Annotated in this window: 19 protein-coding genes; 5 read left to right on the top strand and 14 right to left on the bottom strand. The window is 61.4% G+C overall.

From position 1 onward, the window contains the following. Positions 1–53: 53 nt before the first annotated feature. The 7 genes from recN to ACYVHT_RS10380 form a co-directional block, all read right to left on the bottom strand. Positions 54–1,727 carry a DNA repair protein RecN gene (gene recN / locus ACYVHT_RS10410; RefSeq protein ID WP_460550847.1) on the bottom strand — a complete coding sequence of 558 codons (1,674 nt, stop codon included), beginning with the start codon at positions 1,725–1,727 and terminating at the stop codon, positions 54–56. 88 nt (positions 1,728–1,815) lie between these two features. After that, positions 1,816–2,736 (bottom strand): type IX secretion system protein PorD, encoded by a 921-nt coding sequence (gene porD, locus ACYVHT_RS10405; protein WP_460550844.1) that lies wholly within the window; start codon positions 2,734–2,736, stop codon positions 1,816–1,818. A 5-nt stretch (positions 2,737–2,741) separates the two neighbouring features. Continuing rightward, positions 2,742–3,392, bottom strand: coding sequence for a phosphopantothenoylcysteine synthetase/decarboxylase family protein (locus ACYVHT_RS10400; RefSeq protein WP_460550841.1), 651 nt, complete (start codon positions 3,390–3,392; stop codon positions 2,742–2,744). A 125-nt stretch (positions 3,393–3,517) separates the two neighbouring features. Further along, positions 3,518–4,099 carry a phosphopantothenoylcysteine synthetase/decarboxylase family protein gene (locus tag ACYVHT_RS10395; RefSeq protein ID WP_460550838.1) on the bottom strand — a complete coding sequence of 194 codons (582 nt, stop codon included), beginning with the start codon at positions 4,097–4,099 and terminating at the stop codon, positions 3,518–3,520. 168 nt (positions 4,100–4,267) lie between these two features. Beyond that, positions 4,268–4,615, bottom strand: a complete 348-nt coding sequence (locus tag ACYVHT_RS10390) for a DNA-directed RNA polymerase subunit omega (protein ID WP_460550835.1) — start codon at positions 4,613–4,615, stop codon at positions 4,268–4,270. Between the two features lie 78 nt (positions 4,616–4,693). Continuing rightward, complete coding sequence (locus tag ACYVHT_RS10385) at positions 4,694–5,524, bottom strand: outer membrane protein assembly factor BamD (RefSeq protein ID WP_460550832.1); 831 nt, start codon at positions 5,522–5,524, stop codon at positions 4,694–4,696. Between the two features lie 105 nt (positions 5,525–5,629). Beyond that, positions 5,630–7,372, bottom strand: coding sequence for an OstA-like protein (locus tag ACYVHT_RS10380; RefSeq protein WP_460550829.1), 1,743 nt, complete (start codon positions 7,370–7,372; stop codon positions 5,630–5,632). 119 nt (positions 7,373–7,491) lie between these two features. Between ACYVHT_RS10380 and tilS the strand changes: the two genes are divergently transcribed. The 3 genes from tilS (at position 7,492) to ACYVHT_RS10365 (ending at position 10,409) form a co-directional block, all read left to right on the top strand. Further along, positions 7,492–8,823: a tRNA lysidine(34) synthetase gene (tilS, locus tag ACYVHT_RS10375; RefSeq protein ID WP_460550826.1), complete on the top strand. Its 1,332-nt coding sequence runs from the start codon at positions 7,492–7,494 to the stop codon at positions 8,821–8,823. A 114-nt stretch (positions 8,824–8,937) separates the two neighbouring features. Next, entirely contained in the window at positions 8,938–9,882 is a 945-nt protein-coding gene (gene mdh, locus ACYVHT_RS10370) for a malate dehydrogenase (RefSeq protein ID WP_460550823.1), read from the top strand. A gap of 122 nt (positions 9,883–10,004) precedes the next feature. Further along, positions 10,005–10,409 carry a hypothetical protein gene (locus ACYVHT_RS10365; protein WP_460550820.1) on the top strand — a complete coding sequence of 135 codons (405 nt, stop codon included), beginning with the start codon at positions 10,005–10,007 and terminating at the stop codon, positions 10,407–10,409. Positions 10,410–10,488: 79 nt separating this feature from the next. Here ACYVHT_RS10365 and ACYVHT_RS10360 read toward each other — a convergent pair whose 3' ends face one another. The 3 genes from ACYVHT_RS10360 to mutL all read right to left on the bottom strand — a co-directional run bounded on the left by ACYVHT_RS10360 (position 10,489) and on the right by mutL (position 14,407). Beyond that, positions 10,489–11,406, bottom strand: coding sequence for a rhomboid family intramembrane serine protease (locus ACYVHT_RS10360; RefSeq protein ID WP_460550817.1), 918 nt, complete (start codon positions 11,404–11,406; stop codon positions 10,489–10,491). Positions 11,407–11,490: 84 nt separating this feature from the next. Further along, positions 11,491–12,291 (bottom strand): rhomboid family intramembrane serine protease, encoded by an 801-nt coding sequence (locus ACYVHT_RS10355; RefSeq protein ID WP_460550814.1) that lies wholly within the window; start codon positions 12,289–12,291, stop codon positions 11,491–11,493. Between the two features lie 40 nt (positions 12,292–12,331). Continuing rightward, positions 12,332–14,407 (bottom strand): DNA mismatch repair endonuclease MutL, encoded by a 2,076-nt coding sequence (mutL, locus tag ACYVHT_RS10350; protein ID WP_460550811.1) that lies wholly within the window; start codon positions 14,405–14,407, stop codon positions 12,332–12,334. A 324-nt stretch (positions 14,408–14,731) separates the two neighbouring features. Here mutL and ACYVHT_RS10345 point away from each other — a divergent pair, with 324 nt between their 5' ends. Then, entirely contained in the window at positions 14,732–17,758 is a 3,027-nt protein-coding gene (locus tag ACYVHT_RS10345; protein WP_460550808.1) for a glycoside hydrolase family 3 N-terminal domain-containing protein, read from the top strand. A 63-nt stretch (positions 17,759–17,821) separates the two neighbouring features. Here the strand turns inward: ACYVHT_RS10345 and ACYVHT_RS10340 are convergent, their stop codons facing one another. Further along, positions 17,822–18,625 carry a DUF2490 domain-containing protein gene (locus tag ACYVHT_RS10340; RefSeq protein WP_460550805.1) on the bottom strand — a complete coding sequence of 268 codons (804 nt, stop codon included), beginning with the start codon at positions 18,623–18,625 and terminating at the stop codon, positions 17,822–17,824. A gap of 121 nt (positions 18,626–18,746) precedes the next feature. Next, positions 18,747–19,262 carry a carboxypeptidase-like regulatory domain-containing protein gene (locus ACYVHT_RS10335; RefSeq protein WP_460550802.1) on the bottom strand — a complete coding sequence of 172 codons (516 nt, stop codon included), beginning with the start codon at positions 19,260–19,262 and terminating at the stop codon, positions 18,747–18,749. 121 nt (positions 19,263–19,383) lie between these two features. On the opposite strand from ACYVHT_RS10335, the gene bshA reads away from it, so the two are divergent. After that, entirely contained in the window at positions 19,384–20,520 is a 1,137-nt protein-coding gene (gene bshA / locus ACYVHT_RS10330) for an N-acetyl-alpha-D-glucosaminyl L-malate synthase BshA (RefSeq protein ID WP_460550799.1), read from the top strand. Between the two features lie 17 nt (positions 20,521–20,537). Here the strand turns inward: bshA and ACYVHT_RS10325 are convergent, their stop codons facing one another. Both ACYVHT_RS10325 and ACYVHT_RS10320 read right to left on the bottom strand, forming a co-directional pair. Continuing rightward, on the bottom strand, positions 20,538–20,822 hold the full coding sequence (locus tag ACYVHT_RS10325; protein WP_460550797.1) for a hypothetical protein: 285 nt from the start codon (positions 20,820–20,822) through the stop codon (positions 20,538–20,540). A 121-nt stretch (positions 20,823–20,943) separates the two neighbouring features. Then, on the bottom strand, positions 20,944–21,480 hold the full coding sequence (locus tag ACYVHT_RS10320) for a DUF7935 family protein (protein ID WP_460550794.1): 537 nt from the start codon (positions 21,478–21,480) through the stop codon (positions 20,944–20,946). Positions 21,481–21,611: the final 131 nt, after the last annotated feature.

The raw sequence follows: 21,611 nt of genomic DNA, 5'->3' as shown, positions 1-21,611 counted from the left end.
CTTCGACAGCTTCTCCATTTCAGCGCAAGTTAGCCATTCACCCATTCACTCATTCACCCATTCACCGTTTCGCCCCGCAGCGCCAGCAGCTCGCGGGCGCTCTGGAAGGCATTTTCGCTGGGCTTGGCCCCCGCAATCATGTGCGCAATCTCCTTCACCCGGTCTTCTTGGTTCAACTCGCGGATGCGGCTCACGGTGCGGTCGGCGCGGTCTTCCTTATACACGAAGTAGTGCACGTCGCCGGCCGCCGCCATCTGGGGCAGGTGCGAAATGGCCACAAGCTGGTGCTTCTGGGCCATCTGCTGCATCATGCGGCCCACCTTCACGGCAATCTCGCCGGAAATACCCGTGTCAATTTCATCGAACACGATGGTCGGCAGCGCCGTCTTGTCGGCCAGCATGTACTTGATGCACAGCATCAGGCGCGAGAACTCACCGCCCGAAGCGGCCTTGCTCAGCGTCTGGGGCTGGGCACCTTTATTGGCCGTGAAGAGAATGCTTACCACGTCGATGCCGCTGGTAGCCGGCGCGCCGGTGCTGTGCTGAATGACGATGCGGGCATTGGGCATGCCCAGGTCGGCCAGCAGCAGGCCCAGCTGCTTCTCAAAATTCGGAAACGACTTGCGGCGGCTTTCCGAGAGCTTGCTCCCCTGCTTGGTGACCGAGGCCAGGGCCGCATCGGAATCCTTGCGCAGGCGCGCTATTTCCTTGTCCAGGCTCAGCACCGAGCTCACCTTCTGGCGCAGGCTGTCGCGCACTTCAATCAGCGCCGCCAGGTCGCGGGCCTGGTGCTTGCGCTGCAGGGTGTAGAGCACGTTGAGGCGGTCCTGCAGCTCCTCGGCGCGGGCGGGGTCGCCCTCGGTGCGGCGCTCGGCGGTTTCCACCTCGTCGGCAATGTCGTGCAGCTCAATCAGGCAGGAGTTCAGGCGCTCACGCAGCTCGCGGAAGCTCTCGGCGTAGTTGGCCACCTGGCCCAGCAGCGTCACAGCTTCCTTGAGGTTGCCGGTGGCGCAGGTCTCGCTGTCGCGCATGCCGTGCAGGGCCTGGCTCAGCTTGTACTTGATTTCTTCGGCGTGCTCCAGCTGCTTGATTTCCTGCTCCAGCGCTTCCTGGTCCTCGTTGTCGAGGCGGGCTTCTTCGAGCTCATTCAGCAGAAAGCTATTGTAGTCGAGCTCCTTGCTGGCCTGCGCGGCCTGGCTTTCCAGGGTTTGCAAATCAACTTCCAGCTTGCGGTATTGGCGGAAGGCGCTGCTGTACAGGGTGCGCTGCGGCACCAGTCCGGCGTACAAGTCGAGCAGGTTCAGCTGAAAAACGCCATCGCCCAGCAGCAGCGTATCGTGCTGCGAGTGAATGTCCATCAGGTTGGCGCCAATCTTCCGCAGGGCTTCCAGCGTCACGGGCGTGTCGTTCACAAACGCGCGCGACTTGCCGTTCGGGCTGATTTCACGCCGCAGAATGCAGTGCGTGTCGTAGTCCAAATCTTCGGCTTCGAAAATATCCTGCAGCTGGTAGTTAGCAATATCAAACTGCCCTTCAATCACGCATTTCCGCTCGGTATCGAACAGCATGCGCGAGTCGGCCCGGTTGCCCAGCAGCAGGCCAATAGCGCCCAGCATGATGGATTTGCCGGCCCCGGTTTCGCCCGTAATAATATTCAGCAGCGGAGACGGACGCAATTCCAGTTGCTCAATCAGCGCGTAATTCTTAATTCGTAAATCGACTAGCATTACAGTAATTATGAATGTTGAATTATGAATTATGAATTAGAGAATCACTCCAAAAGCAATTCATGATTCATAATTTATAATTCACAATCTACTTCAATACGGTTTGATATTTGGCTGAATTCGTGGGGTCCACTTCCGTGAGCATGGTCACGAGCTGCTGCTTCTGGCTCTGGTCCTGGCTGGTGCGGAAGATATTGGCAATTTCATCCGATTTCGCATCGAAGAAGGCGCGGGCAAACAAGGTGCCGGGCCGCGTGAGCGCCGCCTTCTGCACGCCCGTCAGGGCCGTCATCACCGAGGCGCGGGCCTGTTCCGGCTTTTCGATAAACACGTCCATGCCCTGCCGGTAGTAGTCGTAGAGGCCGGTGCGGAAGGCTTCCAGCTGCGGGTCGGTGATGTTATCGAGCAGCCAGTGGCGCTCGCGGGAGCCCGAGCCGCGCCATCCTTCGTCGGGCTCGTTGGTCTGGGTCTGGTTGGCCGTGTAGTTGACGACGGTGCGGGCCTGCTCGTAATAGGGCGTGCCGCCGAGGCGCGAGAAGGTGTCGCGGTCGAGCCCGATAACGAGGTAGGCATAATAGCCCACCAGCGACGACAGGTTGGAAACGAAGCTGTTGGGCGAAAAATCCAGCGGATTTTGCGGCGAATAATTGAAGTTGAAGTTCCGGTCGCTGAGGCTGACCACGTTGGTATCGTAGCCCGTGCCGTACACCGGGCGCGTCGAAATCAGGCGCATGGTGCAGTTGTAGGTGCCGTTCTGCGGGATGGCCGTGATGCCGATGAACATTTTCAGCTTGATGCGTTCCTCGGGCCGGTAGGCCTGGTTGGTCCAGGCGCGGGTGTTGAGCAGGTTGCGGATGTCGTTCTGCATCTGCGTCACGATGGTGGGGTCCGAAATGGTCACGTTTTCGGTCGAAACGCGCACTTCGGCCAGCAGCTCCTGCGCGTGGGCGGCGGGGCCGGCCAGCAGCAGGGCAAGCATCGGCAGAATGACGAAGAACTTTCGCAGCATGGGCATCAATTAGTGGGGACCAGACGGGCCAAGATGAGGCTAACCAGCCCGCGGGCCACCTCGGCCTTGGACTGCAATTCAAAATTAACGATTTGGCCGGCGGCATCCAGCACGGTCACCTTGTTGGTGTCGTGCCCGAAGCCCGCGCCCGCATCGCGCAGGGAGTTCAGCACAATGAGGTCGAAGTTTTTCCGGTGCAGCTTGTCCTGGGCGTGGGCCAGCTCGTTCGTAGTCTCCAACGCAAAACCAACGGCAAATTGTTCAGCCCGCTTGCTTTGGCCGAGGGTGGCGGCGATGTCCACGTTTTTCATCAGCTCCAGCGTCAGGGTTTCGCCGGCTTTCTTAATCTTTTCGGTGGCCACGTGCGCCGGCCGGTAGTCGGCCACGGCGGCGGCAAACACCCACACATCGGCCTCAGCCGCCACTTTGGCCGCGGCGGCATACATATCGGCGGCCGTTTCCACCCGCACCGTGCGGATGCGCGGGCTGGCCGGGTCGGGCAGGTGGCTGGGCCCGCTCACCAGGGTTACGTCTGCGCCCTCGGCCGCGAAGGCGGCGGCCAGCGCGTAGCCCATCTTGCCCGTAGAGCGGTTGCCCAGAAAACGGACGGGGTCGAGGGGCTCGTAGGTGGGGCCGGCGGTGAGAAGAACGTGCATTTGTTGTTAAAGAAACAAGTAATACCAAGAACGTCATGCTGAGCGCAGCCGAAGCATCTCTACCGCAGGAGTAATCATTACTATTACGTTAGAGATGCTTTGGCTGCGCTCAGCATGACGTTCAATTATTTTTCAAAAAAACGCGCCAGCGCCGCTACAATATCTTCCGGCTCCAGCATGCGGCCGGCCCCGCTGAGGCCACTGGCCAGCTCGCCGCTGGGCGAGTCGAAAACGTGATTGCCGAAGCTGCGCAGCCGCGCCAGGTTCTGCGTCACGGCCGGGTGAGCAAACATGTCCAAATCCATGGCCGGGGCCAGAAACACCGGGCAGCGGGCCGACAGGTACACGGCACAGAGCAGGTTCGGGCACAGGCCGTTGGCCAGCTGGCCAATGGTATTGGCGCTGGCGGGCGCAATCAGCAGCGCATCGGCCCACAGGCCCAGCTCAACGTGGTTGTGCCACTCGCCGGCGGCGGCATCGCGCAGGAACCCCGTCAGCACGGGCTTTTTAGACAGCGTGCCCAGCGTGAGCGGCGTGACGAAGGCCGTGGCCGCTTCGGTGAGAATGACCTGCACTTCGGCCCCGGCTTTCACCAGCAGGCGCGTGAGGGGGGCGGCTTTGTAGGCCGCGATGCTGCCGCTCACGCCCAGCAGAATGCGCCGGCCGGCAAGCGAAGTGGTAGCTTGTTTGTCGCTGCTTTCGGCCATTGGTCAGGAATCGTTTTTACACAACAAAGAACGTCATGCGGAGCGAAGTCGAAGCACCTCTCCCGCACTACTAAATTTGATTAGTTGCGCGACAAGGATGCTTCGACTTCGCTCCGCATGACGTTCTTCTCAAGCTATGGGGTTGCCTGGCAAACCGCCAGCCAGCGCTTAGAACAGCTCGCGGGGCACCGGCACTTCTTCGGGCTCGGGCGTGCTGTAGTACACTTTGCCTTGCAGAAACTCCTCGATGGCCAGGCTGGTGGGCTTGGGCATGCGCTCGTACTGCTTCGAAACCTCGATTTGCTCGCGGTTTTCGAACACTTCCTCCAGGTTGTCGACGGTAGAGGCGAACTCGGCCAGCCGGTCGTTCAGCTCTTCTTTCAGCTTCACCGACAGCTGGTTGGCGCGCTTCGAAATCACGGCAATGGCTTCGTACACGTTGCCGTTGTCGCCGGTGATGTCGGCGATGTTGCGCGTCACGATGGAGCTCGAAGGGGTGTTGGGATTAGGTTTCATGGGCTTATTAAATTAGTTGCTGGTTGCTCGCGGCCGGCTCTCGGGGCACTGGCTACCCCAAACCGGCGACGAGGGAAATTAGTTGGCGGCAGCGGCCGGAGTTGCCTTCAGCCGGGTCAGCGCGGCCTGGCTGATGTCGTACATGTCCTGGGCAGCCTTCAGGCTCTTGCTTTTCGGGTAGTTATCGATGAACTGCTGGTAGAAGTTCACGGCTTCGAGAAAACGCTCGCGCTGCTTCGATTCCACGCTTTCCTGCGCCCAGGCGTACTGGGCCGTCAGGCGCAGAAAGGCGGCCTGCTCGGCATAGGCCGAGGCGGGGTATTGCAGCTGGAAATTGGTGAGGGCCACCACGGCGGCCTGGTTGTAGCGCAGCTGGTAGTAGAGCCTGGCACTTTCGAAAGCCTTGTTTTCCAGCTTTTTCTGGAGTTCCTGGGCCATGTTCTCGGTTTCGGCCTTGTACTTGCTCTCGCCGTAGCGGTTCAGGAAGTCCTGGATGGATTCGAGGGCCGAAATGGTGTTGGTCTGGTCGAGCTCGTAGCTGGGCGAGTCCAGAAACAGCGACTTGGCGTGCAGAAACGAGGCTTCTTCGGCGTACTCCGAGTTGGGGTACGTATCGGTGAACGACTTGAAATAGAAGGCGCTCAGCACGTAGTTGCGCTGCTTGTAGTTGGTATTGGCGAAGTAGAACTGGGCTTTCTCGGCTTCGGGGCGGCCTTTCAGCAGCGGAATGAGGTCTTCGAGCAGCGTGCCGGCCCGGAAGAAGTCGCCTTTGTCGTAATACTTAACGGCGGCTTCGTACTTTTTATTGACGTCGGTGCTTTTCAGCAATTTCTGGTAGCCGCTGGCGCAGGAGCCCAGCACGAGCGTACTAACAAGCAGAAACAGAACCGTGAGGCGGGAAATCGGCATAAGGGGTGCAAAGGTAACGATTTGAGCCGGCGGAGGCAAACCCGCCGGCAGTTCGGGCCGGCCCGCCCGGCCGAAGGAGTACCGCCAACGGCCGAAAGGTTGCAGCTAGCGCCTGGTGGGAGCCGTGGCGGTTGGTGGCCGGGCGGCAGGGCTGGTTGTTTTTGGAGCCGTTTTCCGCGGCAGCTTCCGGGTTTTGGCTTTCGGCTTGGCGGCAGGTTTGGCGTTCTTCTTCGCCGGCTTGCGCTTCACCGGCCGGTCATCGAACTGCTTGCCCAACACCTGGCGGCGGGTGGGCCGTTCCTTGGCGCGCCAGGTATAGCCTTTCAGGCGCTCGTCTTCGGGCTTGAGCTCGTGCGGCGGAATGAACTTGGCGTCGGGGTTGGTGAGGACCGAGATTTTATTCAGCTTGCTATCCACAAACAGCAGGCGCATGTTGGCCGAGAGCACCCGGTTCATGCCCGTGGTCACGGTATCGCCGTCGAGGGCATAGAAGATGCTTTCGGCGTTGCCGAGCACGTCCACGCGCCGCATCTTGTTGTCGCGGAAGTAGGCCATCATGTTGCGGCCCTTGGTCTGGTTGAAGTTCAGGAGCGTGTCCTGATTCACGGCAAACGCATTGGCGTAGAGGCGCATCTCATCCACCTTGCCCTTCTTCGAGCGAATCTGAATGGAGTCGGCCGTAAGCTGGTTTTTGGCCTGCCACAGCACCGGGTCCTGGTTCAGGTAAATGATGCTGTCCTGCCGGTCGTAGGTCAGCGAGTCGCAGATGCCCTGCAGGTTGCCCCGGAAAATCTGCACCTTCGGGAAGGCGTACAGAATATTGCGCGTAGTGGTCTGGCCGGGCCGCGCCTCAATGCTGATGAGCGTATCGGCAGCCATATAAAGCGTGTCTTTCTGGGTGCCGATGTTGCGCACCACCGGCCGGCCGCCGTAGAGCTTGGTGCGGCCCAGGCCGCGCCAGTATTTGCCGGCGTCGCCGCGCAGCACAATGTTATCCTTCTTCGACGTGAGCGAGACGTGCCCGTTGGCCACGCCGTAGAGCTTCACCTCGTCATACACCAGCCGGTCGCCGCCCAGCAGGTAGTTGGGCGTGTCGATTTTGGCGTTTTTCTGAAAGTTTGAGACGCGGGTTTTGGTGTTGTAGGTGCCGGCTTCGGCGTACAGGTTGCCCTGCTTGCCTTTGATGCGCGTGGGGCCGTTGAAGGTGGCTATTTTGCTGACGGTGTTGTAGCGCAGCGTGTCGTTGTTCAGTTCCGAATCGGGCGTGACTAGGTGCACGTTGCGCTTGAAAACGAATACCTTGGTATTGGTGTCGTAGAAGCCCTGCTGGCTGTCGAGGGTATTCTGCGGGTCGGTGAGGTGGCCGGTTTCGGTGTACGACGCGGTTTTGCGGTTCAGGTCGTAGTCGAGGGCCGGCGTGGTCAGGGTCATGCGCGGGTCGCGCATCACCACGTTGCCGGTCATGCGGGCGGTGCGCCGGGCGCCGTCATAAAAGCCGTGGTCGCCGGTAATGGTCATGGTGTCGCTCTGCACCACGCGCACGTTGCTGAAAGCCTCCACCTGGTTACGCTCCAGGTACTGGTAGGCCGAATCGCAGTACAGAAACACGTCGTCCTGCTGAAAGCTCACGTTGGTCAGCAGCTTGCGGATTTTCACGCCGTTGAAGTCGCCGCCTACCAGCTCGCCGGCCGTGAGCAGCTTGATGGGCGACCCGTTGGCGGCGGCGGGCGGCGGGGTAGCCGCCGGGCGCGGGCCGGGCGCAGCGGGTGGCTTCGGGGCCGGGGTTTGGGCCTGCCCCAGCAGCGGCACCAGTAGCAACAGAAAAGCAAAGACGCGGAAAAAAGCCATTCGGGGCCCAAAGGTACAGCGGGCAGCGGGGCGTAACGCGCAGCCGGGCGCCATAGTGCCCGGCAACGCGGCAAACAGCAGGTACTTTTGCGCCCGAAACTTCCTCCTGTCGATAGTCCATGCTAGCATCCGTCCGCCAATTCATTGAAGAGCACAGCCTGTTTTCCATCGAAAACGACCCCATTCTGGTTGCCGTGAGCGGCGGGCTCGATTCGGTGGTGCTGCTCGATGTGCTGCACCGCCTGGGCGTGCAGGTGGCGGTGGCGCACTGCCACTTCGGCCTGCGCGGCGAAGATGCCGACGCCGACGAGCAGTTTGTGCGCAAGCTGGCCAAGCAGTACGGCCTCCCCTACTTCGCCGAGTTTTTCCGGACCAAGGAATACGCCGAGCAGGAAGGCATTTCGACCCAGATGGCGGCCCGCTTTCTGCGCTACCGCTGGTTTGAGCAGCTGCGGCAGGTGCAGCAACTGGCCTACATTGCCACGGCCCACCACCAGCGCGACGAGGCCGAAACCATGCTGCTGAACCTCACGCACGGCACCGGCCTGGCCGGCCTGCACGGCATTCAGGTGAAGAATGGGCACGTCATCCGGCCGCTGCTGGGCCTGGGGCGCGACGACCTGCACGACTACCTGGTGGAGCGCGGCCTGCGCTGGCGCGAAGACGACAGCAACGACAGCCCCGTGTACCAGCGCAACCTGCTGCGCCACGAGGTGCTGCCCGTGCTGCGCGAAATCAACCCCAACCTCGACCAGACCATGCACGGCACCGCCGAGCGCGTGGGCGGGGCCGAAGAAATTGTGCGCCGCTACGTGGAGGACACCGCCGCCCAGGCCCGGCGCGACGAGGCCGACGTCACCTACCTCAACATTGCCACGCTGCAGAAAACCGCCGCCACCACGCTGGTGCTGCACGAAATTCTGCGGCCCTTCGGCTTTGCCTGGCCGGTAGTGAAGGACATTGTGGCCGCGTTTTCCGGCGAGTCGGGCCGGCGCTTCGACTCGCCCACCCACCGGCTGGTGAAGGACCGCGAAAACCTGGTTATCACGCCACGGCGCTTGGCACAGTTCGGCACGTTTCAGCTGGCGGCCGGCCAAACCGACCTGCTGGCCGACGGCATGCGCCTGAAAGCCGAGCTGCACGATGATGCCAAGCACTTCATCATTCCGCGCTCGAAAAGCACGGCCGCCCTCGATGCCGACAAGCTGAAATTCCCGCTCACGCTGCGCCGCTGGCAGGAAGGCGACTGGTTTATGCCGCTGGGCATGAAGGGCAAGAAGCTGCTCAGCGACTTCCTCATCGACCAGAAAGTGCCGCTGAACCTCAAGGACGAAGTGCGCGTGCTCACCTCGGCCGACGGCAAAATCTGCTGGGTGGTGGGCTGGCGCGTCGATGACCGGTTTAAGGTAGAGGAGGCCAGCGAACGGGTGCTGACCGTGCAGCGCCTGTAGCCGGGCGGGCAATGTATCACCCGTCCCAGAAAAACACGGATTTTCTACCGGCACAACCTGCATTCGGCCTTACTTTTACGGCCGATAACGTTTTCTCATCCAACTCTCCTCCCAATGAAAGTTACCGTAGTCGGAGCCGGCAACGTGGGCGCAACCTGCGCTGATGTACTCGCCACTCGTGAAATTGCCAACGAAATTATCCTGGTCGATATCAAAGAAGGCATCGCCGAAGGCAAAGCCCTCGATATCTGGCAGAAAGCCCCGATTATCGGCTACGATTCGCGCACCGTGGGCGTGACCAACGACTACGCCCGCACCGCCGATTCCGACGTGGTGGTTATCACCTCGGGCCTGCCCCGCAAGCCCGGCATGAGCCGCGACGACCTGATTTCGACCAACGCCGGCATCGTGAAATCGGTGACCGAGCAGGTAGTGAAATACTCGCCCAACGCCATCATCATCGTGGTGAGCAACCCGCTCGACGTGATGACCTACCAGGCGCACCTCACCTCGAAGCTGCCCCGCGAAAAAGTGTTCGGCATGGCCGGCATCCTCGACACGGCCCGTTACCGCGCCTTCTTGGCCGAGGCTCTGAACGTGAGCCCCAAAGACATTCAGGCGGTGCTGATGGGCGGCCACGGCGACACCATGGTGCCCCTGCCCCGCTACACCACCGTGGGCGGCATCCCGGTTACCGAACTTATTGGCAAAGAAGAGCTTGACGCCATTGTGCAGCGCACCGCCGTGGGCGGCGGCGAGCTGGTGAAGCTGATGGGCACCTCGGCCTGGTACGCGCCCGGCGCGGCAGCCGCCCAAATGGTAGAAGCCATTGTGCGCGACCAGCGCCGCGTGTTCCCCGTGTGCGTGGAGCTGCAGGGCGAGTACGGCATCAGCGGCGTGTACCTCGGTGCACCGGTTATCCTGGGCAAAAACGGCATCGAGCGCGTAATTGAGCTGCAGCTCAACGACGAAGAGAAAGCCCTGCTCGAAACCTCGCGCGGCCACGTGAAAGAGGTAATGGAAGCCCTCGACAAGATGAGCGCGGCCCAGCCAGCATAGCAACTCAATGAGAGGCGCAAAAAGGCCGGTACGTGCAGTACCGGCCTTTTTTGTTGTTGCCGGAACAGCCGGAATAATATGTTTACCTTGCACTGTTCCCAGCCAGCTTTCCACGGCCATCCATGAGAAAAGAACTTACCAATTCGTTTGACAAAGTGTATTTGACCATCGAATTTGATGAGGCGAATCAGTGGATTTATAACAACTGGGTGGGCGTGCTGCCGACGGAAAAAGTGATTCAGGGCTGCCAGGCGACCATTGAGGCACTACGCGAAAACCCCTGCTCGCTGATGCTCAACGACAACCGCGCCGTCGTGGGCTCGTGGAGCTCGGCCAACGAGTGGATTGGCCAGCATTGGGTGCCGCAGGTGCTGGCATTGGGGCTGAAGCGTTTCGCGCACATCGTGTCGCCCGGCATTTTTGGGCAAGCCTCAGCCGCTGAGCTGGTTACCCGCGTAGGCAAGCAGTTTGAGATGCGGCTTTTTCAGGATATTGAGCTGGCGAAAGCCTGGCTGCGGGAGGGCTAAGGCGGTCCGTAAGAAGCCACAAATCAGGCCGTCATGCCTCGGCTCCGCTCAGCATGACGGCCTGATTCGCAAGCAATTGCTACTGCTGGCTGGCCCGGAACAGCTTCTGCTTTTCTTCCTTCGATAAACTCTCGTAGCCGGAGCGGGAGATTTTATCGAGGATGTTGTCAATCTCATCCTGCAGGGGCTGGCCGGGCGCGGCGGGCTTTTTGGCGCTGCCGGTGGAGGAGGCTGCCACCGGCTCGGGGCGGCGGGTGCTGCTGCTCACGCGCATGGCGGGCCGGCTGCTGGTGAGGTTGCTAAACCAGTTGCCGACGGCCTGCACCGGGCGGCCGAGGTCGCGGCCAGCCTGCAATTGCTTGATGAACACGAAGCCCAGCAGCGCCCCGCCGAGGTGGGCGATTTCGCCACCCGTGTTGCCGCCGTTGATGCCGGCCAGCGAAATCAGCACCACGGCGGCGGCAATCCACTTGATTTTGACCGGGCCGATGAGAATCAGCATGAAGGTGTAGTCGGGCAGCAGCGTGGCCGCCGCTACGATGATGGCCGTGACCGCCGCCGAAGCGCCCAGCACCGGCTGGCCCGCCGCCGCCGCCGGCTGCAGCATCGGAATCAGGTTGTAGGCCAGCAGGAAAACCGCCGCGCCCGCCAGCGCGCCGAGAATGTAGATGCTCACCAGCCGCCGGTCGCCCAGATACTCGCGCAGCAATTGCCCGAACCAATAGAGGTTCAGCATATTAAATAGAATGTGAAAGAAGCCCTGGTGGGTGAAAGCGTAGGTCAGCACCGTCCAGGGGTGGCGGATGAGGATGCCTAGGTTGGCCGATAGCTCCAGCTGACGCATGACCTGCAACAGCACCACCGGGGCCTGGGCCAGGTAGGTAATGGCTTCCAGCACAACCACGGCCGCAAACACCAGCACGTTCAGCAGAATGAGCTGAACGAGGGCATTGTCGCGGCGGCTGAAGGCGGTGCGGATATCTTGAACGATGCTCATGGCACGTAGCGCGGATTAGAGGGAGAAACGAATGGTGACGGGACGCCGCCGAAACAACGCCGCTTTTGTAATAACAACCGCCGGCTAATAAAACCGATTCCGGCTACCTTCCCAGTATTTGACCACAATAAACCCGATGAGCAGGCCGCCGAGGTGAGCAAAGTGGGCCACATTATCGCCCGGCACGCGGTGCACACCGCTGTAAAGCTCAAGCAGCGCATAGCCGAACACAAAGTATTTGGCCTTGATGGGAAAGGGGAAAAAGAGCATCATGAGCTCCGTATTGGGAAACAGGTAGGCGAAGGCGAACAGCAGCCCAAACAGTGCGCCGGATGCGCCCAGCATACCGGCGTGCGGAGAATCGCGGCTTTCGCTCACGATGGCATCGATGGTTTGCGTGGCCGACGACACGTATTCCGGCGAGCCGGGGTGTGCCTCCAGCTCGCGGGCTACGACCTCATAGCCACGCGCTTCGGGCAGGTAGGCATGGAAAAACGCGGAGAAATTGCCGCCGCTTGGGTCCTGGTGAAATTCCTGGCGGGCCTGGTCCATCCTATAAAGCTCGTACCCGCGCACGCCCTCGTAGAACATGCCAGCACCCACGCCACAAATCACCCAGAAAGTAAGAAAGCGGGATGCGCCCCAGCGCTGCTCCAGCAGCGGCCCAAAGGATATCAGGCCGAACATATTAAAAACCAGATGCTTCCAATCGTTCGGGTCATGCAAAAACATGTAGGTAAAGAACTGCCAGGGAAAGAAGTACGGCGAGCCTATCGGGTACAGGCTGCCAACCTGGGTCAGCAAAGGCAATAAGCTGGTTTGGGCCAGAAAAAAAGCAGCATTCGCAATCAGCAGGTTGCGAACCGTGGGGGTGAGATTGAACATGCAGCGAAAGTAGGCACCGCGAATGCTTCGCGGCCAGGCGTTATTTACGGAAGAAGTCGGCCAGCTGCTGGCCATCCAGCAGCACGAGGGTTTTGCGGCCGTCGGGGGTGTAGCCGGGGGTCTGACAGGCGAAAAGGCGGTCGGCCAGGGCGCTAAGCTCAGACTCGGGCAGGCGGGCGGTGGCGGTGCTCACGGCTACGCGCCGGGCCAGGGCGCGGGCCAGGCCCTCGCTCTGGTCGAGCTTGAGCGGGCCCGCCGTGTTGCGAAATTGCTCGATGAGGCTTTCCAGCAGGTCTTTCTCGTCCTGCGGCGGCATGCCGGCCGGAATGGCCTCCACGGCAATGGTACTGGGGCCGAACTCGTTGAAGATGAACCCCAGCGCGTGCAGCGGCTCGGTCAGCTCGCGCAGCACGGCAAAATCGGCCGGGCTGAAAGTCACCGTGCGCGGAAACAGCAGCGTTTGCGAAGTGCCCACGGCGCGGCCCAGCTCCTGCCGGTACTGCTCGTAGAGAATCCGCTCGCGGGCCGCCTCCTGGTCAATCAGCAGCACGCCCGACTTCACGGGCACCAGCACGTAGCGCTGCTGCACCTGTACGGCGCGGCTGCCCGGGCTGCCGCCCTCGCGGGCCGGCGCGGGGCGGCTGGCTGGGGCTTCGGGCCCGGGCAGGCCCAGCGACAATTCCGCCGGATTGGCCGCTTCTTTCCCCGCAACGTGAAAGCTGAGCGCTTCGGGGGCAGCCGCCGGCGCGGCGGCCTCGAAGCTGCGGGCCGTCACGCTGTCGATGCCCGCGTCTTCGCGCACGGGCTGGCCCAGTTCGCGGTAAAAAGCCTCCAGCTCGCGCCTGGCCTGCTCGGTGGGGCGCGGCGGCAGCGGGCGCTCGAAGCCGTCGCGGCGGGTATCGGCGTTGAAGTTGGCGAAGCCAGCCGGGCCGGCCGGCGCGCGCGTGGAGGCCGAGGCCGCCGCATCGGCCAGGGCATCGGGGCGGTAGCCGTCGGCGCTGGCGGCACGGGCCAGGGGCGTCACCACGGGCAGGTTTTCTTCCGTTTCTGCGGTGGCTTTGCCGGCCCGCAGCGGCCGGATGGGCGCAAAATTCACGTCGCCGTCGAAGTCCAGCGACGGCGCGATGTTGTGGATGCCCAGGCTTTGCTTCACGGCGGCGCGCACCACGGCATAGACGGTTTTCTCGTCCTCAAACTTTATTTCCGTCTTGGTGGGGTGTACGTTGATGTCAATGGCCTTGGGGTCGAGCTCCAGAAACAGCACGTAGAACGGGTGCGTGTCGCGGGCCAGCAGGCCTTCGTAGGCCGCCAGCACGGCGTGGTTGAGGTAGGCCGAGCGAATGAAGCGGTTATTGACGAAGAAAAACTGGTCGCCCCGGCTTTTCTTGCTCGACTCCGGCTTGCCCACGAAGCCGCGCACCGAAATGGAGTGCGTCACCTCCTCGCAGGCCGCCAGTTGCTCCTTGTAGCCGTTGCCCAGCAGCCCCACAATGCGCTGGCTCAGCTTGCCGGCGGGCAGGCCAAACACCTCCAAATCATTCTGATAGAGCGAAAAGGCAATCTGCGGATTGGCCAGCGCGACGTGCTGAAACTCGTCGAGAATGTGCCGCATTTCCACGGCGTTGCTCTTGAGGAAGTTGCGCCGGGCCGGCACGTTGAAGAACAGGTTCTTGACCGCAATGCTGGTGCCGTCGGGGCAGGCCGTGGGCTGCTGGCTGGTGATTTGGGAGCCCTCCACCAGCAGCAGCGTGCCGGTGTCCTGGTCGCGCTGCTTGGTGCGGATTTCGACCTGCGCCACCGCCGCGATGCTGGCCAGCGCCTCGCCCCGGAAGCCCAGCGTGCGGATGCGAAACAGGTCGTCGGTCGAGCGGATTTTGCTGGTGGCGTGGCGCTCTAGGCTCATGCGGGCATCGGTGGGGCTCATGCCGGCCCCGTTGTCCACCACTTGCACCAGCTGCTTGCCAGCCTCTTTCACAATGAGTTGAACCTGAGTAGCGCCGGCATCGACGGCGTTTTCCAGCAGCTCCTTCACCACCGAGGCGGGGCGCTGCACTACCTCGCCGGCCGCAATCTGGTTGGCGAGGTATTCGGGAAGCAGGTGAATAATATCAGGCATAGAATGTCGCGCAGGCAGCAGCTTGCGCCGGGGAAACTGAGAAAAGCTAACCAGCACGGAGACAAGCGAAACCGTGCCCAACAATAACCAAAAATCGACCGCGTTGTAAACCCTCGGCGGGGTTTTGTGCGTACCTTTGCGGCCAAATTGGTGTTTTTTAAGTGGTCAGTATCGGGCAATTAGTCGTCGGAAAAAGAAGTTCTTATCCAACAACTGGGCACCCGCTACGGATTACATGTTCCTGGTAGTGGAACCTCCAAACCCAGCCCGGGGGTTCCGCTGCTACCCACGACAAAAGTACGGCCTCCGCGGCCCGTTTGCCCCTTGAATAAACCCACCAACCCCACGGGGCTGATGCGCATCCCTTTCCTGCTAAGCACGGCGGCTCTGCTGCTGGCGGCGGGTTTGCTGCTGTCGTTTTCGGAAATCAAAAAGCTGCCCGCCGACCCGTTCATCAACACGCCGGCCGAGGTGGCCTGGGTCGACAGCGTGTTCAACTCGCTCACGCCGGACCAGCGCCTGGGCCAGTTTTTCATGGTGGCCGCGTACTCCAACAAGGACCGCAGCCACGTCGAGCGCATCGAGCGGCTGGTGCGCAACCAGGGCATTGGCGGGGTGATGTTTATGCAGGGCGGCCCCAAGCGCCAGGCCCTGATGGCCAACCGCCTGCAGGCCGCCGCCAAGGTGCCGCTGCTGGTGGCCATGGACGCTGAATGGGGCCTCGACATGCGCCTCGATTCCTCGGCCCACTTTGCCAAGCAGATGACGCTGGGCGCCATGGACGACCCCAGGTACGTGTACCAGATGGGCCAGGACATTGCCCGCAAAATGCGCGCGCTGGGCGTGCACATCGACTTCGCGCCGGTGCTCGACGTGAACTCCAACCCCGGCAACCCCGTGATTGGCAACCGCTCGTTTGGCGAAGACCAGAACCGCGTGGCCGCGCTGGGCGTGCAGTACCTCAAGGGCTTGCAGGACAACAAGGTGATGGCCGTGGCCAAGCACTTCCCCGGCCACGGCGACACCGACACCGACTCGCACGTGGCCCTGCCGGTTATCAACACCGACCTGGCCCGGCTGACGAAAGTGGATTTGGTGCCGTTTCAGCAGTCGTTCGAGAACGGCATCATGGGCGTGATGGTGGCCCACCTCTACATGCCGCTGTTCGACACGACCAATGCCAAAACCACCACCCTCTCGCACGCGCTGGTAACGGACCTGCTGAAGGACAAGATGGGCTTTAAAGGCCTGGTATTCACCGATGCGCTGAACATGCGCAGCGTGAGCAAGCTCTACAAAGACGGCGAGCTGGACGCCATGGCCCTGGCCGCCGGCAACGACATTCTGCTGTTTTCGGAAGATGTGCCCTCGGCGCTGCTGCGCATTCACGAGGCCGTGGCGGCGGGCACGCTGAAGCAGGAAGATTTGGACCTGCGCGTGAAGAAGATACTGCGGGCCAAGTACTGGGCCGGGCTTGACAAATACCGGCCGGTGAATCTGGTGACCCTGCGCGACAGCCTGAACCAGCCCAAATCGAAAGTGCTGGCCCAGGAGATTTTTGAGCACGCCGTGACCGTTGTGAAAAACGACGACAAGCTCCTCCCCTTCCAGCGGCTCGATACGCTGCGGATTGCCTCCATCACCATCGGCACGCAGGCGGAGGGGCCGTATGCCACTATTTTCAACAAATACCAGCCCGGCCCGGTGTATGCCGTGGCCGACCGCTACGCGCCCGACAGCACGTTTGCCCGCATCAGCAGCCGCCTCAGTGGCTACAACGTGGTGGTGGTGAGCCTGCACCAGATGAACAATACGCCCAGCCACAACTACGGCATCGGCGACGGGGCGCTGAAATTCATCAAGCAGCTGGAGGCCAGCAAGCGCTTCAAAACGGTGGTGGTGGCCATGGGCAACGCCTACTCGCTGAAGTTTCTGGAGGATGCCCGCACGCTGGTGTGCGGCTATGAGGACCATTATGCCGCGCAGCTGGTGGTGCCGCAGGTACTGTTCGGGGCGCTGCCGGCGCGGGGCAAGCTGCCGGTCACGGTATCGCCCACGCTGCCCGTGGCTACCGGCATTGCCACGCCCGACCTGCACCGCCTGCGCTACGCCGCCCCCGAAAGCCAGGGCCTGAGCTCGCGGGTATTGGCCCAGATTGATAACATCGCCCTCGAAAGCCAGACCTACGCCGCCGCGCCCGGCTGCCAGGTGTTGGTGGCCAAAAACGGCACGGTGGTGTTCGACCAAAGCTACGGCTACTGCACCTACGACCAGAGCCAGCCCGTGACCAGCAGCACCTTATACGACCTGGCCTCGGTGACCAAAGTGGCCGGCACGCTGCAGGCCGTGATGTACCTCAAGGACCAGGGCAAGCTGAACATTGACGAAAAAGTTGCCACCTACCTGCCCGAGCTGGCCCGCACCAACAAGCGCGACATGACCGTGCGCGACGTGCTGCTGCACCAGGCCGGCCTCAAGCCGGGCATTCCCACCTGGGAGCGCACCATCAACGGCAACGGCCTGAAACCCACGTTCTACGCCAGCACCCGCTCCGACGACTTCCCCAACGAGGTGGCGCCCGGCGAGTACAGCACCAAAGCTGCCGACGACTCCGTGTGGGCCTGGACCATGCGCTCCAGCCTGCTGCCCAAAATCAAAGGCAAGTACCCCACCGAGTATTCCGACCTGAGCTTCATTGTGATGAAGCGGGTGTGCGAAAAGATTCTGAAGCAGCCGATTGAGGGCTTTTTGCAGGACAATTTCTACCGCCCGCTCGGCCTGGGCAGTATGACGTACAACCCCCTGCAGCGCTTCCCTAAAAGCTGCATCGCGCCCACCGAAAACGACACCTACTACCGCCGCGAGCAGCTGCAAGGCACCGTGCACGACCAAACCGCCGCGCTGGTTGGCGGCGTGGGCGGCCACGCCGGCCTTTTCGCCACCGCGAATGATTTGGCCGTGCTGATGCAGATGAACCTGCAAAACGGCAACTACGGCGGCACCCGCTACTTCCAGAATCCGGTGGTTTCGGAGTTTGCCCGCCCGCAGAACGGCGGCCGGCGCGGCCTGGGCTGGGACCACGGCGACCCCAGCAAGCCCGAAGGCCCCACCAGCAACCTCTCGCCGGCCAGCACCTTCGGCCACACCGGCTTCACGGGCACCTGCGTGTGGATGGACCCCGACAACCAGATTCTCTACGTCTTCCTCTCCAACCGCGTGTACCCCGACGCGGGCAACAACAAGCTGCGCCAGTACAACATCCGCACGCGCATTCACGAAGTGATTTACAAGTCGCTGGCGGCGGAAAACGCTAGGAAGCTGGCTTCGGCCAACGCGGCGGCGCAGAAATAGTCCTCTTGTCTTATCGAATTAAAACGGGCCCACGACTGCAAAGTCGCGGGCCCGTGCTGTTTTTCACTTTATGAGGAAGTCCATCATCAGGTTGTAGCTGGTGCCGAAGGCCGTTTGCTGGGTTTCGCGCCAGCGCTGGTGCATGATGCCGATATCCCAATTGAGCTTGTGCTCGGAAAAGCTGCGCCGGTAATAGAGAGAGGCGCGGTTTTCGGTGAGCTTGTAGGGGCTCCAGTGGTGGCCCATTTTTTCGGCGGTGCCGGCGCTGTAGTCGTCGGATGCCGTCAGCACCTCATCGCTGACGATGAGCCAGTGGCGGTGCGCCTCGTCGAGCGGAATGGCAGCGCTCACCATGTCGCGGGCCCGAAATTCGAAGGGCGTGGGCCAGCGGCCAAAGTCAGGCGTAAAATAAAACCGGTAGTCGGCCCGCAGCGTGTTGGTGAAGAGCACCTTGCCGAATTTGGTATCGTAATACAGCTTTTGAAACGGGCGCAGCTCGTTGCGGTAGCGGTTGGGCTGGCTGGCGTCGTATGGCGCTTCTTCCGAGTACGCGTTGCGCCGCCAGTAGCCGGCCGAAACGGCCGTGCGCCAGTGCGGGCTCAGCCGGTAGATGAAGTCCTGCGTCAGCACCAGCAGCCCCTGCCGCTTCACGGGGTTCAGGTCGCCCGTGGGGTCGCTGTGCCGGCCGAAGCCAACGTCCGTCACCGACGTCCAGCGTTCCGAAAGCTCTTTATCGAACCCAAAAGCGACCCAGCTGGTGAGCTTGCCGCCCTGGGCTTCGGCCCCAATCTGAGCGGCGGCGCGGCCGGGCATCAGCAACAGGGCGACGGCCGCCGACAGGCCGGCAAGGGGTGTTTTTCTGACCATGCATTGCAATGATAATGAGGTCAAACCGTTGAGCTGCTCCTTGCTGAATGACCTGCGTGCCGGAGAATAATTCACGCAGTATTGCACGTCGAGGGTAAGGTTTTGGTGAAGGGAGACACGCTCACTTTTTGTCAACCTTTGCCAACTCAACATGCAGGTAGGCACCTCCACCGAATTTCACCGCCTCGGTCCTGATGGATTTGTAGCCGGGAGCCAGTATCAGCAGCGGTCGGTTGGAGCGCCAGTCTTTCGGACCGTGGCATCCTACCCAGCCCAGGCGGAAAAAACCGGCCTGATTGGTGGCGGCCATTTTCACGTCGCATCCGTTATGACAGGCGTGTTGCGCTTGAATGACGGCGCCTGCAATGGGTTTGCCCGTAGCAATGTCGACAATGCGGCCCTGCGCATAGGTGGCAATGGTGTCGAATACAAACATGGTCACTGCGGTTATCTGGCCTGAGCCGGTTTCGACCAGCGTGTCGTTTCCCATGCCCAGCATGCAATTATCGCACGGCGCATGGCCGGTTTCTACAGCAACTTCAGAGGTGTACCATTGCTGGTGCTGCGCCTGCCCCCGATTGCTGGCCAGCAGCAGCAGCCACGCAACTACCAGGCAGGTCGGATGTCGGAAGGTCATCGGGATTACGTAGGGAGGTTGTAGCAAATAAAACTACTCCTCGTCCGTCAGCCACGGCACTTCGCGGCTGGCGCAACAATGCGCCGGTTTCCCGGTTCGCTAAGCGCAACAGCATTTCCTCATGAACATCGGTATCGTTTGTTATCCCACTTTTGGCGGCTCGGGCGTGGTGGCCACCGAGTTGGGCAAGGCCCTGGCCCAGCGCGGGCACCGCGTGCATTTCATCACCTACAGCCAGCCGGTGCGGCTCGATTTCTTCAACGAAAACCTCTTTTACCACGAGGTGTATGTGCCGGCGTATCCGCTGTTCCAGTTTCCGCCCTATGAGCTGGCCCTGACCAGCAAGATGGTCGATATTGTGCAGAACGAAAAGCTTGACGTGCTGCACGTTCACTACGCCATTCCGCACGCCTCGGCCGCCTACATGGCCAAGCAGATTCTGCGCTCCCGGGGCATCCAGATTCCGGTAGTGACCACGCTGCACGGCACCGACATTACGCTGGTGGGCAAGGATGCCAGCTTCGAGCCGGTGGTGACGTTCAGCATCAACCAGAGCGACGGCGTGACGTCGGTTTCCGATGATTTGAAGCGCGAAACCTACCAGTATTTCGCGGTGGAGAAGAACATCACCGTCATTCCGAACTTCATCGACCTGCACCGCTTCAAGAAGCAGGAGAAAAGCCATTTCCGCGCCGCCATCGCGCCCGAGGGTGAAAAGCTGCTCATCCACACCAGCAACTTCCGCACCGTGAAGCGGGTGGAAGACGTGCTGCGCATTTTCGTGGGCGTGCGGGAGCAGATTCCGGCCAAGCTGCTGCTCGTGGGCGACGGCCCCGACCGCAACCGCATGGAAAAGCTGGCCCGCGACCTCGATGTGCACCGCGACCTGCGCTTCCTGGGCAAGCTCGAAGCCGTGGAGGAAGTGCTCAGCGTGGGCGACCTGTTCCTGATGCCGTCGGAAAACGAGAGCTTCGGCCTCGCCGCCCTCGAAGCCATGGCCTGCGAAGTGCCCGTGGTGAGCACCAATGCCGGCGGCATTCCCGAGCTGAACGTGCACGGCGTGACCGGCATGATTAGCGACATCGGCGACGTGGCCGACATGGTGAAAAACGCCCTCTACGTGCTCGACGACGAGAACCTGCCCCGCTTCAAGGCCGCCGCCCTGGCCCGGGCCAGGGAATTTGCGGTGGAGAACATTGTGCCGCGCTACGAGGAATGCTACCGCAAAGCCATGGAGGCCGTGAGCGTGGGCGTGTAGCCGCAGCCGCGGGAACGTTATTGGTCTTGCCCTGAAGCCTCAGCTTCTTCTGCATCTACAATTTTTACTTTCCCAGCGCCATAGCCAGCCAATGCGGCCGGAACAAAGGTTGTGAGCAGCAGTATCCACCAGCCAACCTCACTGCTATTGCTTTTAAACATCAAATATAGTCCAAACCACCAGCCTAATACAGCTAGCAGAAGCGTGGCAACCATATTAGGTTTGGTGGATTTGCTTAAGTTCATAAGGCTGAATAAACCCAGCCCTAAAGCAACTGGCACGCACACCCCAAACAGAAACATGGCCCACAGTATCTCTCCCTGAGATATGCGCGAGAGCCCTTTACCGGCTTCGGCAGCGGCTGGCAACGTACATAGCCCGCTTGCCAGTACCAACAATGCGCTCGACGCTCTCATTGGCACGTTAAAACAGCCCGATGGCCTCGTTCTTCACCACGGCCAGGGCCTGGGCGGTGGGCTCGGCGCCGTCCAACATCAGGCCTTCCAGAATGCGCTTGGCGAGCTCGGTGCCGCGCGCCTGGGCAGGGTTGCCGAGGCCGTGGTAGGCGCGGTTTACCATCGTAAGCACGTTTTCTTTGGACTCTTTTACCAGCGTCCAGGCATCGGCCGAGATGTAGAGCTGCTGCGAGAGGTTATGCTCGTATTCGGCCCGGATTTCCTGTTGCAGTAGGCGGTGAAACTCCGGCGCGGTGGAGCCGGCGCTGCTCAGGCGCACCAGAATATTATTGGGCGAGATGCGCTCCAGAAACAGCACCACCCGCTCGTAGGCCTGCAGGCGCAGCGGCAGCGTGGTTTTGTTGCTCTCGAGGCGCAGCTCGATGAGGCGGCGCTGCTGCTCACGCTCCAGAAACTCTTTAAACAGGAAGTAAATGGCCCCGGCCACGATGAGGGCCGGCAGAATAATTTTGAGCAGGTCGAAGAAATAGGTAGTCGAGTCCATTGGGAGGGAAGCTTTAGCTTGCCATTGGTTGCGAGAAACAGGTTTGGGCGGGCAAGCTGAGGCTTGCCGCACCCGGCGCAAACTTACGCCGTGAACCGCCGGGCCCCAACTCCTGTTTCCTTGCAGCGGCC

It is taken from the genome of Hymenobacter daeguensis, assembly GCF_054780555.1.
Note: the sequence above shows the minus strand (reverse complement) of the source record. Positions and strands in the feature narration are given on the sequence as shown.

What these genes read in the sequence shown, in the direction of transcription:
- recN (WP_460550847.1), bottom strand. Translation starts at nt 1,727, where the DNA reads ATGCTAGTCGATTTACGAATTAAGAATTACGCGCTGATTGAGCAACTG.
- porD (WP_460550844.1), bottom strand. Translation starts at nt 2,736, where the DNA reads ATGCTGCGAAAGTTCTTCGTCATTCTGCCGATGCTTGCCCTGCTGCTG.
- ACYVHT_RS10400 (WP_460550841.1), bottom strand. Translation starts at nt 3,392, where the DNA reads ATGCACGTTCTTCTCACCGCCGGCCCCACCTACGAGCCCCTCGACCCC.
- ACYVHT_RS10395 (WP_460550838.1), bottom strand. Translation starts at nt 4,099, where the DNA reads ATGGCCGAAAGCAGCGACAAACAAGCTACCACTTCGCTTGCCGGCCGG.
- ACYVHT_RS10390 (WP_460550835.1), bottom strand. Translation starts at nt 4,615, where the DNA reads ATGAAACCTAATCCCAACACCCCTTCGAGCTCCATCGTGACGCGCAAC.
- ACYVHT_RS10385 (WP_460550832.1), bottom strand. Translation starts at nt 5,524, where the DNA reads ATGCCGATTTCCCGCCTCACGGTTCTGTTTCTGCTTGTTAGTACGCTC.
- ACYVHT_RS10380 (WP_460550829.1), bottom strand. Translation starts at nt 7,372, where the DNA reads ATGGCTTTTTTCCGCGTCTTTGCTTTTCTGTTGCTACTGGTGCCGCTG.
- tilS (WP_460550826.1), top strand. Translation starts at nt 7,492, where the DNA reads ATGCTAGCATCCGTCCGCCAATTCATTGAAGAGCACAGCCTGTTTTCC.
- mdh (WP_460550823.1), top strand. Translation starts at nt 8,938, where the DNA reads ATGAAAGTTACCGTAGTCGGAGCCGGCAACGTGGGCGCAACCTGCGCT.
- ACYVHT_RS10365 (WP_460550820.1), top strand. Translation starts at nt 10,005, where the DNA reads ATGAGAAAAGAACTTACCAATTCGTTTGACAAAGTGTATTTGACCATC.
- ACYVHT_RS10360 (WP_460550817.1), bottom strand. Translation starts at nt 11,406, where the DNA reads ATGAGCATCGTTCAAGATATCCGCACCGCCTTCAGCCGCCGCGACAAT.
- ACYVHT_RS10355 (WP_460550814.1), bottom strand. Translation starts at nt 12,291, where the DNA reads ATGTTCAATCTCACCCCCACGGTTCGCAACCTGCTGATTGCGAATGCT.
- mutL (WP_460550811.1), bottom strand. Translation starts at nt 14,407, where the DNA reads ATGCCTGATATTATTCACCTGCTTCCCGAATACCTCGCCAACCAGATT.
- ACYVHT_RS10340 (WP_460550805.1), bottom strand. Translation starts at nt 18,625, where the DNA reads ATGGTCAGAAAAACACCCCTTGCCGGCCTGTCGGCGGCCGTCGCCCTG.
- ACYVHT_RS10335 (WP_460550802.1), bottom strand. Translation starts at nt 19,262, where the DNA reads ATGACCTTCCGACATCCGACCTGCCTGGTAGTTGCGTGGCTGCTGCTG.
- bshA (WP_460550799.1), top strand. Translation starts at nt 19,384, where the DNA reads ATGAACATCGGTATCGTTTGTTATCCCACTTTTGGCGGCTCGGGCGTG.
- ACYVHT_RS10325 (WP_460550797.1), bottom strand. Translation starts at nt 20,822, where the DNA reads ATGTTTCTGTTTGGGGTGTGCGTGCCAGTTGCTTTAGGGCTGGGTTTA.
- ACYVHT_RS10320 (WP_460550794.1), bottom strand. Translation starts at nt 21,480, where the DNA reads ATGGACTCGACTACCTATTTCTTCGACCTGCTCAAAATTATTCTGCCG.